Source organism: Pseudoalteromonas sp. A757, from assembly GCF_004103285.1.
In the GTDB taxonomy this organism is placed as follows: Bacteria; Pseudomonadota; Gammaproteobacteria; order Enterobacterales; family Alteromonadaceae; genus Pseudoalteromonas; species Pseudoalteromonas galatheae.
Window position 1 is genome coordinate 125,695 of record NZ_QNQN01000061.1, and the last position, 11,695, is coordinate 137,389.

Below are 11,695 nucleotides of genomic sequence, written 5' to 3' on the forward strand. Positions count from 1 at the left end.
CTATCCAACTGGCGGACCCCAACCAAAGTTATTAGCTTACCGCTTGAAGGCTGAACTGTTTATTCACTAAGCTTTGGTAAAGCGAAGAGTGTTGCATCAGATACTGGTGATCTCCCTGTGACTCAATCTCACCTTTGTTAATGACGATAATAGTATCAGCATCCATAACCGTACTGAGTCGATGCGCGGCAATAATTGTAGTACGACCTTTTTTTGCATTTTTCAGGGCAATTTGGATAGCGGCCTCACTTTGTGAATCAAGGCTTGCCGTTGCTTCATCCAACAGCAGCAATGCTGGGTCTTTTAATAGTGCTCGCGCCAATGCAACTCTTTGCCTTTGTCCGCCAGACAGAGTAATACCACGCTCACCAATTTGAGTATTCAATCCATCAGGTAGTGTCGCGATGAACTCTGCTAAATCGGCCGTGGCGATAGCATGCTGTAATTGCTCATCATCTATTGCCTCATCAGTACCGTAGACCAAGTTTTCGTATAAAGTGCCGCACAACAGCGGGCTCTCTTGCGCAACATAACCAATTTGCGCTCTTAAATTGGCTCGGTCTAGCTCTTCAACATTAAGCCCAGCAATTTCAATGTAACCACGCTGCGCTTGGTAAAAGCCCTGCAACAAAGCGAAGAGTGTAGACTTACCAACTCCTGATGGCCCAACAATAGCGGTCATTTTTCCACTTAAGAATTCACAGCTCAAGCTTTTAAATACTGGTTTATCATCAGCATAACTAAAAGATAAATTGCGAACATAAATTGACTTATCAGTCAGGTTAATCGTATGACCACTCTCATTTGCTGGTGTTGTAGCTAAGATCTCGTTAATACGAACGGCCGCCCCTTTTGCTTTATTAAACGCGGCTACCACCATGCTTAACTGCCCCATCGGCAACACGATGTTCAGTAAAAACATAATAAACGCAACAAAAGCGCCTAGCGTCATCGCACCGTTGGCAACCCTTGATGCACCAAATCCCAGTACTAACACTATCGAAGCCATGATCACTAAATTCACCAGTGCGCTCATGGTAGCTAAAAGCGTATGTTCTGACATTGCGGTTTTATACAGTGACTTCAATTCATTGTTGTTCTTTTTAGCTTCTATTTTCTCTGCACCTTGCGCTCTTAGTAAGCGGATATTGGCAAACAGCTCGGTTAACCTTCCTAACATAGAGGCCTCAGTGTCTTGTAATGACTTAGACAGATCCGTCAGCCTGACAGAAAACGGTAAGATGATCAGAAAACTAGCCATCACTGCACAGAGCATTACAAGTGTCATTTGCCAGTCTAAAAACCATAGAATAATAAAAGAACCAAATAATGAAACTACACCAGATATAAAAGACACAGACTGCTCGCTCACGAGGTTTTCAATAATTTCAGTGTCTTTTACTATACGATTCGCGGGCTCCCCAGCCCTTGTATTATCAAAGAAGGAAACTGGCAAACGAATGAGGTGCTGAAAAAGGTCTCCGCGTAACTTAAGCTTTTGCTCATTGCCAATTTTACCCATGATGTAAGTCATCAACCCTGTTAGCACAGCGGAAAATACTAATACCATAATTAATATGACTACCTGTTCATTTGAAAAATGACCTTTTTCTACGAGTTCTTCAAGCAATCTTTTCGTTTGCAAAGGCACCAACAAACCTAAAATACTAGAAATGAGCGTAAACAAAATCAGAGTTGATAGTAATAGTCGACTTGGCCGCGTGCGCCTGACTAATTGTATTAAAGATGATGTATTGTTCATAATTATGATGTCCCCGTTGAATAGACAATATAATAATTGACCTATTTTTGGACTTAGTCAATTTAAAAATGACCTATTGGTCATTTTTAAATTGACTGTATACTGCAATGTGAACAGGAGGAGCTATGTCTGATAAGCGGAAATTAATACTCACATGCGCGGAGCAGTTACTTTTAGCTGAGGGCGATATTGCCTTTAGCATGCAAACCATCGCCAATAAAGTGGGCATTTCGAAAGGTGCTATCTACCTACACTTTAAATCAAAAGACGAACTACTATTAGCCGTTTTTGAGCGTCAAACAGCGGATCTGCTAGATAAAATAAGAGCAATATTAGAAAGTGATGACTTGACTCCAATTGCCAAGCTAAAACAACAAATCCGCTTCCAGCACGAAGATTTACAGCAGTACCAAGCGATGTTTCAACTCTTATTGCAGGAGGAGTCACTGAGCTTTTCAAATAACTTAATTATGTTCTATCAAGAATTTCGCTTAACGTGGCTTACGCTACAGGAAGGTTTTTTACTTGAAAACTATGGCGAGCAAGTTCGTCCATGGAAAACCGACCTTGCGATGACGCTTGATGGCATTATAGCTAACTACCTTTCGCTTCCCGTGATTGAAGGTATTGATTTCGACACTGAAAAGCTGGTTAATTGGGTAGTGTCGTGTATGGACTCAATTTGTACAGCGCTACCAAATCAAGCCCTTTCGCCGGTGTTAACCGAGCAGGATTTCCCATCTCAAAAAGAGATCGAAGCCAAAAAACAACAACTCCACGAACAAAAAGTCCAACAAGCTTTTTTACAGCTCCAGGAGAAGTCTCATAAGCTAAAACTTACACCACAAAAGCGTGAGATCGTAGACCACACAATCACTCTATTGGAAGCTCAACTACAAAGTAAAAACCCTGATACAGTATTAATCAGGGCGCTTCTCGCTGGACTTAGAGACTATAGAGGATTAAATACTGAGCGCCAGCTACTCGCAGAAAGACTCAATGTAGAGGCGGTATAAACCGCCGCGTAATATGGTACTAATGGTAGGGGAAAGCACAATCTCGCTTTGCACTGCTGACTTGTAGATAAGGCTCTTGTGATAAACCTTCGACGACTTCATAGGTAGCAATGGCCTTGTACTCTGATCTACATTCCTAACCATCACACATTAGACAAAAATTCTCCCCCTCAGCATCGACAATTTACAGGCTTTGCTCATCCTCCTCAACAATTACTAGATAGACCATAAATACAGCAAGTTAATCATGAACTGCTATATTGTTTTATGAGGATACGATTGGGGAATGTGATGCTAACAGCACTAAAAGACAGTATGCCAATTTTGATTGTTACATCTGAGTGGTATGTCAGTCATACAACCACTGCTGCGGAAAAACTGCTCGTACCTGAAAATAATATCGTTAATAAGCACCTTGAAGACCTATTTACCTTTCCCTCATGTGTAGAAGAGCAACAAAAGACGATTGCAGATGGTTCTTTGATACAAGTTTCGTTGCGCACATCGCCAAACGTACAATTTTTACTTTCCTTTTATGATGTCCACAGCAATGAAATATTTGTGCATATTGCCGAGCTTTCTACTTATTATTGTCAAAATCCTTTAGAGGACGAACAAACCCGAATTTTACGTCACGCCGTCAACAGCGCAAACCTCGGCGTTTGGTGTTACGACCTGCTAAACAAGACAGCATATTTTTCTCCCAAATTTAAATCTCTTATAGGCCTTCCGGCCTCGGCCGAGCTCGACTGGGAAACCTTAAAAAGTATGATTTACCAAGAGGACCAGCCGCTATTTTCCGAACTGCTCTCCCATCACATTGAACAAGGACTTATGCTGCATTTTGAGTTCCGACTAGAGGTTAGGGGCTCAATCCATTGGTTTGAGCTCAAAGGCGAGCAAGTTAAATATTGTATCCGAACACACAGTGTGTATGGGATTTTGGCTGACTGTACTCACGAAAAAGACATGTTAGTCGCATTACATGATGCAGAAGAAAGCAAAGAACTTGCTATGCAAGCTGGGAAAATAGGCACTTGGCGAGCAATACGAGTAGCGAATCAATGGATTTGGAATTGGGATCATCAAGCGAATGAAATTTTTAAGCTTTCGGAAGATGATATAGGCAATCTGCATCTTTGGGAGGCTAGCCTTCATCCCGACGATAAAGCTCGGGTTATTCAAGCGCTAGAAGCATCATTAAGCTCAGGCGAGATCTTTGAGCAGCGCTATCGCGGTCTGCTCAACGACAAGGATATTGTTGTCGTTTATGCTAAAGGTGTTGTCGGACTAGATGAATATGGCCGACCATCACGTATTGATGGTGTTGTTATCGATCAAACCGACGTCTATATTGCCCAAAAAAAGCTCCAGCATATTAATCAAGAGCTAGAACAACGCGTCGCTGAACGCACTGCTGATCTTGAGGCTGCTATTATTAAAGCTGAGCAAGCAAGTCGCACCAAGTCAGACTTTTTGTCTATGATGAGCCATGAACTTAGAACGCCAATGAATGGTATTATCGGCTCATTGGATCTCATGTCGCTATCTGAGCTTGATGAAGACAACCAAGAACTCTTAGAAACCGCGTCTATTTCAGCCAATAATTTAGTCTCAATATTGAATGATATTTTAGACTTAGCCAAAGTTGAGCAAGGGAAAATGGAGCTTGAAAGTTATCCTTTCTCTCCTTCTAAAATGCTTAATAACATCATCAAAACGTTCGAAGCCCACGCACGAGATAAATCGGTAAAATTAACGGTGCATGAGGACATAAAGCTGCCATTAGAAGTGATTGGCGATGAAAATAGAGTGCGACAAATTATCTTTAATGTTGTCAGTAATGCGATCAAATTTAGCGTTGCAGATCGTGAAGGCGGTGCGAAAGTGACCATCACTGTGCATTGGGCATCCGAGGGCGTTGCTTTATCTCACCTGATATTTAAGATAGAAGACAATGGAATTGGCATTGCACCGGAAGTACAAAAGAAACTGTTTACCCCCTTTACACAAGCCGAACGCTCTATTACCAGAAAGTATGGCGGCACGGGGTTAGGCCTTGCAATATGCGGCAAGCTTATTGACCTTATGGGTGGCAAGGTCGCTTTAAAAAGTAAATCTGGAGAAGGCTCAACTTTTACCATTACCATTCCCGTTTGGTGTCCGAGGACGCAACAGCAGCCCAACATGCCATTTAATACACTCTATTGGCTTAGTGATGCCTGTTGGCAAAGTTCGTTGGCACTGACACAACTGTATAATGCCTGCACGCATTTTTGCAGCGAGCTCAAAATCGTCGAATCACCTAATGAAATCAAAGAAACTGACGGCGCTGCACTTATTCGCGTTTTCACAACGCAAGCCGAAGCCTCTACAAAACAAATACTCTCACCTATTCCAGAATTAATGTTTTTTGATGAAAGCGCGTTTGCTAACTTGACCAGCAAAGCGTTAACGACGCAAAAATCAAAACCAATTACACCACAGACTCAATACTCAATCGGCCAATTACTAAGTAAACTTAAAGCCAGCCAACAAGATGATGAGACTGATTTAGGTGAGTTAAACGATCTCAGTGAGCTGGACGCGCTACTTTCACTAGACGATAAAGCTTCCAGCCCAAGCGATGACAAAACGAATACTAATGGTAAGCAGCATATACTCCTTGCGGAGGACAATCCTTTTAACCAAAAGCTCATTGTCAAACAACTTTCTAAACTCGGGGTTTCCTGCGATATCGCTAATAACGGCAAAGAGGCTTTGGCGATGTATAAAAGCCAACAATATCAGCTTTTACTAACCGATTGTCATATGCCAGAGATAGATGGATATGAATTGGCTAAATTAATTCGCGCATTTGAGTCCAAAGAAGAGCGCAGTGCAATTCCTATTGTTGCTGTTACTGGCGCTGCGATGAAAGGGGATAAAGAGCTTTGCTTAGACAGTGGCATGAACGATTATGTTAGCAAACCTGTGCGGCTACAAGAGCTCAAAAACACTTTAGGTAAATGGTTAGATATGGACTTTACACAATGAGTCAAACTCTCAACCCTCAGGTACTTATCGACTTAATTGGTGATGACTTTGCCACAGCAAAAAAGTTTTACACCGACTTTCTGGTGCAATCGAAATCGAGCTGCGCAAAGATTAAAGAGGCATACCAAACACGTGCTTTTCAAGCGTTAAAAGACGAAGCCCATTACCTCAAAACCTCCGCCAAAGCAGTGGGGGCAGAGGTACTAGCTGAGCATCTACAGGCGTTAGAATATTCAGCACTTGATAACAACACTACGGAGTGCGCCGAAATAATAAAAGCGATACACCATGAGATCGGTAGCGAGTTTGTTCGAGAATTAAAAGCCTATTTAACTTCTCAGTCGCAAACTTAAAGCGTAATCGACTGCTCAGCAATCGCTGCTTTGAGTCCTGCGTGTTCAAACTTCACAACATCTTCTTGATGCTGGTAATGATAGACCCAAATATTTTTAATGATGTCTTCGCGATAGCTCGTCAACAACTCATCAAGGGAGCAATGGCTGGGGTTGTTTGCAAGACCGCAATCATGAAAAATAACCTCGCCGTTACTGACATGGTGATGGAGTAGCTCAGGAATAGCCTTAGTATCACCACTGTAAAACAAGCTACCAGGGAGGTGTAACGAAAAAGCACTGTTGGGCTCATGATGACGAACGGCATAACTGTGTATACGCTGCCCACGATGAAGAAAGCTTTCAGAAACTGGAAATAAACGAAAGACCTGCCAAACACCACAGTTACCCTCGCTTAGTCCGGTGTAGGCGAGCATGTTACACAACCCAACGATTAACTCTGCTGGAGCGTATAATGTGACTTGGTGCTGACTCAATGCAGCCTGAAAGTAAAGCTGCTCCAATCCACCAACATGATCATAGTGAAGGTGAGTAATAAACACAGCATCGGGTAATGATGCAAAATGGCTTTTATAGCGTGACACCGTATTAAAGCCACAATCTATCAATAACCAAGGTAAGCCTTTATGGGTCAATACGCAGGTAGAACACCCAAGAGTTGCAGCGCTGGCGGCACTTCCAACTCCTAAAAAGACTGCAGCGTCTGGTTTACAGTGACTATCAACGAATGATTTCGGATTGACAGCGTGTAGCTCGGTCTTCTTGGTCATGTCTTTCATTGCACTGTCAGAAAAATAAGCAAGCAATAGCGCCAGACTACACTGTCGAATTTACAACCACATGACAGTCATATCTGCAAACTTTTGGCTCAGCTCACTATGTGATTTCGCTATTTTGACCAACCTTGAGTATCAATATTTATTAACTCATTGATTTATATAGACACTATTTATGGTATAACTATTGCTGAATGACAACATTATGTCATCATCACTACGGAAAATAACAAAAATGAAAAAGCTTTTCACCAGTTTAGCCGCCCTTAGCCTTTTATCTGGCTGTGTCGTACATATCTCTCCAAGCGCAGCGGCAACCAAAACACTCCATAAATCTCTACAGCTCAGCGCTGCAGAGATAAGCAAACTTGATGCAAATACCACCTCGGGTAATATCCAAATCATTGGATACGACAACCAACAAGAGATCCAAGTGGAAGCTTCAGTGTTAACCACAGAAACGGAGAACTATCGACTTACCCTTGAAAAGTCAGGTGATACCGCCATATTGGTAGCCGATTCTGATACAAGTTCTGGTGTACAATGGTATCGTAATAACAGCCCTAGAATTGACCTAATCATCACCATGCCAAGTCAGCTCGCACTAACACTTGATGACAGTTCGGGTGATATAACCATCAAAAATATCAAAGGTTTTATCAAGCTAGATGATGGCTCTGGCAATATCACATTAGAAGATATTCAAGGTGCTGAAATTGATGACGGCAGTGGCAATATCCATGTCACTAACGTCCAGCAACTCGTTATCGACGATGGTTCTGGCGACATAACCATAAAGGGGTTGATCGATACACTGGGGTTGGAGGATGGCTCGGGTAATATTAATGTGGCTGGCGGCACGGATATCAAAATAGAAGATGAGTCTGGCGATCTAACCCTTCGCGGTTTTAGCGGCAACGCTGATATCACCGATGGCTCTGGCTCACTAGTTGTTGAAGGCGGACATAATATTAAAATCGATGATGAATCCGGTAACATTCGTGTGCGTCACGCCCAAGGCGATGTCACTATCGTTGATGGTTCGGGCAATACGGATATCGAAGCAGTGAAGGGCCATGTTCAAATAGAAGACGGTGCTGGAAATATCCGTGTGGTAGATGCAGGTTCTCTGACCATTACCGAGTCAGGCTCAGGCTCGGTGAAAATAGACAGGATAGCGGGAGCCGTAAAGCTAGATGACTAGCTGAATGACTTAAATGTGGAGCAATATACGATTGCTCCACAGTCAGTAAAGTTCAACATTAACTCGAGACTATGTGTAAAATCAGATCGTCCTCTTGACAGGTTTCTACGCCCATCCATGGACTTCTTTGATGCCTAATGACAAGGCACTCCCTCATCACCCGAAAAACATAACTGCTCGGCGGGTGAACCGCCTCCCACAAAACTATTTAGACTGTGAGCTTGGAGGCTACGCTGATAGTTTTTACAATACTTTCAGCAGCTTTACGGCTAAAACCTTGGAAGATCTCACAAGCAACTTATTCCCCCTCCATCACACCCGAAAAGCATAAGCCGATATGCAATGTGCCGACAGGATGTCGGCTAAGTCTTGTCTGGCACATGGACGTGCCTTACAAGACGGTTGCGATACCAATTGTATTAGGTAAATGAGCAATTTGAAGCGGAGAAATAGCTTTAGTAGCTAGGCAAAAATTTTGCTATTTAGTTGTTCTAAATGAGAAATTTTTAACGACGCTAATATGGTATTTCACCCTTCAAATTGATTGGAGACTTAGTGCAATTGGTATTATATATCGGCTTAGGATTTGAGAATTGAGTGTGATGTTGGGGCGACGTTTTCTTGGTTCGTTCTTTTTCGTCGTTTAAAAAGAATGAACGAGGAGCGCATGGATGCGCTTTGATATTAAACATGGAGGTTTATGTTGCTAACGGCTGATAACTCGAAATGTATCGTAAAGTCAGCCCGTCCTCCTGACCGATTTCGAAGCCCATCCATGGGCTTCTTTGACGCCAAAAGAAAAGGCACTCCCTCATTACCCGAAAAGCATAACTTCTCGGCGGGTGAATCGCCTCCTACAACACTATTTGCACTGTGAGGCTGGAGCCACAATTTTTTGAGCTTGTAAACTACTCTATCGCTAATAAGAAAGTGGAAATTTCACAGGCAACCTTCCCCCCCCCCTCCATCACACCCGAAAAGCATAAGCCGATATGCAATGTACCGACAGGATGTCGGCCAAGTCTTGTCTGGCACAGGGACGTGCCTTACAAGACGGTTGCACTATATCGGCTTAGGATTTGAGGATTGAGTGTGATGCTGGGGCGACGTTTTCTTGGTTCGTTCTTTTTCGTCGTTTAGAAAGAATGAACGAGGAGCGCATGGATGCGCTTTGATATTAAACATGGAGGTTTATGTTGCTAACGGCTGGTAGCTCGAAATTTACCGTAAAGCCAGCCCGTCCTCCTGACAGACTTCGACGCCCATCCATAGACTAAAACTTACTTTTCTTTGATGCCTAAAGAAGAGGCAATACTTCACTCGAAAAACATACTTCTCGGCGGGTAAACCGCCTCCCACAACGCTATATTATATATCGACTTGGATTTGAGGATTCGGTGTGATTTCGGGGAGGCGTTTTCAAAACCATCCGTTATGCCAAAAGATAACCATTCGAATGCTGAATAAAAAAAATGAGTTAAAAATGCTTGCCTTTTATGTAACAATAGCGCACAAATAAAAACCAATTGCAGCACACTAGGAAGTAGTACCGCGTATTGGTGGCACAGCTTTAACCAACAACAGTGGACATAAAAAATGCAAACAAGGATTGTGGTGTATGGTACTAACCATCCTGTACATGTCGTCGATTTTGAACTCACGACTTGTATCAATAGCGGCTTTTTACTCAAAGCGAACCTAGAATCCCAATTTGACCTGGCTGATGAATTACTTGTCGGCAATATGCTCACGTTTGAAATTGAGTCACCAGATGCAATATCAACGTATTTCACTGGGACTTTGTTTGATATCCAATCTGGTTTTGTGTCTGAGCATACCTGTGGTGCAGAGGTAATTTTAAAGCCTCGCCTTGAGTTACTTAAGCAAACAGAAAAAAGCCAAATCTTTGTACAAGCCAATGTCCAGTCTGTCCTCAATAAGTTGATACAAAAAGCCGGCTATTCACAAGACCGGATAAAATGGCGAGTCACTAAAGACTTACCCACGCTACCGCAGTGTGTACAAGCGCTAGAAAACGACTACACCTTTTTCACCCGACTCTTAGCAAAGTACGGCTTAATCTATTGGTTTGAATGCCATGATTTTATTGAGTCGATAGTGATTGCCGAGGGGAACCTTGCAAGCCCCTATATTGAGCGAGGCTTGCTATCGGTGACAGATAAAGATGGTCTGGTTCACGAGCATAAAACCGGCTTTGTCGGGTTTACGCAGTGCCAAAGTCGCCATCGCTTTAGAATGGGTGGCTCCCAAGTGCATGTAAATGCCCATCCGCCTACCTCCGTCAGCTCGGCGCAGCGCAGCTATTTTGAACCTGCGGCACACAATCCCGCTGAGCAATTTGAGCGCACCGGCAATCTCGAGCTTGCCTATCAACAAGGTAAAAATGAAGTCACGCTGGTAGGCAACGTAGCCGAAGCCAATGCCGGTTATTCGTTTTCGTTAAATGGTAAATTGGGCACAGCGAAAGGTGGCGATTATACCTGTATTCGCAGTAAACAGGTGTATAAGCAAGGCAGTGCCAATGACCCTAAGCAAGTTGCGTATCATAGCGAGTCGGTGTGTGTACCTCGGAGTGTGCCAATACGTATTACTCCCCCAGAGCATAGTCCCAAGCCGATGGTGTTTACCGCCACGGTACGTTCATTGTCGGGGTCAAAGACCAATCCTCATCTAGATACCCAAGGGCAATATGCCACGCAAGTACATTTTGATAGTCAAGTCACTGAATCAGTAAAGCGCCTCACACAATATGCCTGTCGCGGCCAAAAGCAGCCGACGGGGTTACACTTTCCGCTCCTGCCAGACAGTAATGTGCTCATCGGTTGTATGAACAACGACCCTGACCAAAGTTATATTTTAGGCTTTGCCCTTAACGATACCCAACCATCCGTTGTTACCAGCGCCAATAACGCCCAAAACGTGTTGTGCTCTCGCGGCCAAAACCTGTTGATGTTTGATGACACTCTAAATACCCCGCATATTGTGCTGCAAACCTTAGCGAGTAATCAGTACTTAGTGTTACATGGGGATAAAAAGCAGCCTTATATTCACTGGCTTGCACAACTTGGTGCGATGAATATTTTTGCAGCCAAAGACATACAACTTGGCAGTGTTAAAAGTGCAATTCGACTGCTCACCAATAAAGCCTTTATCGCCAGCGCCAAACAACAACTGGCACTGGAGAGTAAAAAGTCAGTCATTGCCGATGCAGCAACCAACCTAGACGTCACCGCCAATCAAATTGACGTCAGCGCCGAACAAAATATCACCCTTAAGGCGGGTCGCAGCCATCGCAATGTTATCCAAAGCGATATAAACCTCAAGGCAGACAACAACCTCACCATCACCGCTCCCGCGGGAAGTCAAATCATTCAAAGCCAAGGTAATATCACGATTAAAGGCAGTGGCTCTGGCAACCTCACCCTTGCCAATGGCGGCAGTGAAATCAGTATTGACTCAAGTGGTAACGTCAACATCTTTGCAGACAAGTTACTGACCTTAAAAGGCAAAGCCATGACCGTGTTTGA

7 protein-coding genes are annotated in these 11,695 nt (G+C 43.4%); 5 read left to right on the forward strand and 2 right to left on the reverse strand.

Annotated elements, in window-relative coordinates:
• Positions 1 to 31 precede the first annotated feature (31 nt).
• Positions 32 to 1,762, reverse strand: coding sequence for an ABC transporter ATP-binding protein (locus tag DRB05_RS06180; protein WP_128726147.1), 1,731 nt, complete (start codon positions 1,760 to 1,762; stop codon positions 32 to 34).
• Positions 1,763 to 1,887: 125 nt separating this feature from the next.
• On the opposite strand from DRB05_RS06180, the gene DRB05_RS06185 reads away from it, so the two are divergent.
• The 3 genes from DRB05_RS06185 to DRB05_RS06195 all read left to right on the forward strand — a co-directional run bounded on the left by DRB05_RS06185 (position 1,888) and on the right by DRB05_RS06195 (position 6,167).
• Positions 1,888 to 2,778 (forward strand): TetR/AcrR family transcriptional regulator, encoded by an 891-nt coding sequence (locus DRB05_RS06185; RefSeq protein ID WP_128726148.1) that lies wholly within the window; start codon positions 1,888 to 1,890, stop codon positions 2,776 to 2,778.
• Positions 2,779 to 3,069: 291 nt separating this feature from the next.
• Entirely contained in the window at positions 3,070 to 5,814 is a 2,745-nt protein-coding gene (locus DRB05_RS06190) for an ATP-binding protein (RefSeq protein WP_128726149.1), read from the forward strand.
• Positions 5,811 to 6,167 carry an Hpt domain-containing protein gene (locus DRB05_RS06195; protein ID WP_128726150.1) on the forward strand — a complete coding sequence of 119 codons (357 nt, stop codon included), beginning with the start codon at positions 5,811 to 5,813 and terminating at the stop codon, positions 6,165 to 6,167. The genes DRB05_RS06190 and DRB05_RS06195 overlap by 4 nt, the downstream gene beginning before the upstream one ends.
• On the opposite strand, the gene DRB05_RS06200 is transcribed toward DRB05_RS06195, so the two are convergent.
• Positions 6,164 to 6,946 (reverse strand): MBL fold metallo-hydrolase, encoded by a 783-nt coding sequence (locus tag DRB05_RS06200; protein WP_128726151.1) that lies wholly within the window; start codon positions 6,944 to 6,946, stop codon positions 6,164 to 6,166. The genes DRB05_RS06195 and DRB05_RS06200 overlap by 4 nt on opposite strands.
• Before the next feature lie 232 nt (positions 6,947 to 7,178).
• Here DRB05_RS06200 and DRB05_RS06205 point away from each other — a divergent pair, with 232 nt between their 5' ends.
• Together DRB05_RS06205 and DRB05_RS22930 are read left to right on the forward strand one after the other, a co-directional pair.
• Complete coding sequence (locus DRB05_RS06205) at positions 7,179 to 8,147, forward strand: hypothetical protein (protein ID WP_128726152.1); 969 nt, start codon at positions 7,179 to 7,181, stop codon at positions 8,145 to 8,147.
• A 1,596-nt stretch (positions 8,148 to 9,743) separates the two neighbouring features.
• Positions 9,744 to 11,695 (forward strand): contractile injection system protein, VgrG/Pvc8 family (locus tag DRB05_RS22930; RefSeq protein ID WP_275669073.1); only part of this gene is annotated, 1,952 nt, incomplete at its 3' end.

Bases quoted from the DNA above. Each gene is read 5' to 3' on its own strand.
- DRB05_RS06180 (WP_128726147.1), bottom strand. From the start codon at position 1,762: ATGAACAATACATCATCTTTAATACAATTAGTCAGGCGCACGCGGCCA.
- DRB05_RS06185 (WP_128726148.1), top strand. From the start codon at position 1,888: ATGTCTGATAAGCGGAAATTAATACTCACATGCGCGGAGCAGTTACTT.
- DRB05_RS06190 (WP_128726149.1), top strand. From the start codon at position 3,070: ATGCTAACAGCACTAAAAGACAGTATGCCAATTTTGATTGTTACATCT.
- DRB05_RS06195 (WP_128726150.1), top strand. From the start codon at position 5,811: ATGAGTCAAACTCTCAACCCTCAGGTACTTATCGACTTAATTGGTGAT.
- DRB05_RS06200 (WP_128726151.1), bottom strand. From the start codon at position 6,946: ATGAAAGACATGACCAAGAAGACCGAGCTACACGCTGTCAATCCGAAA.
- DRB05_RS06205 (WP_128726152.1), top strand. From the start codon at position 7,179: ATGAAAAAGCTTTTCACCAGTTTAGCCGCCCTTAGCCTTTTATCTGGC.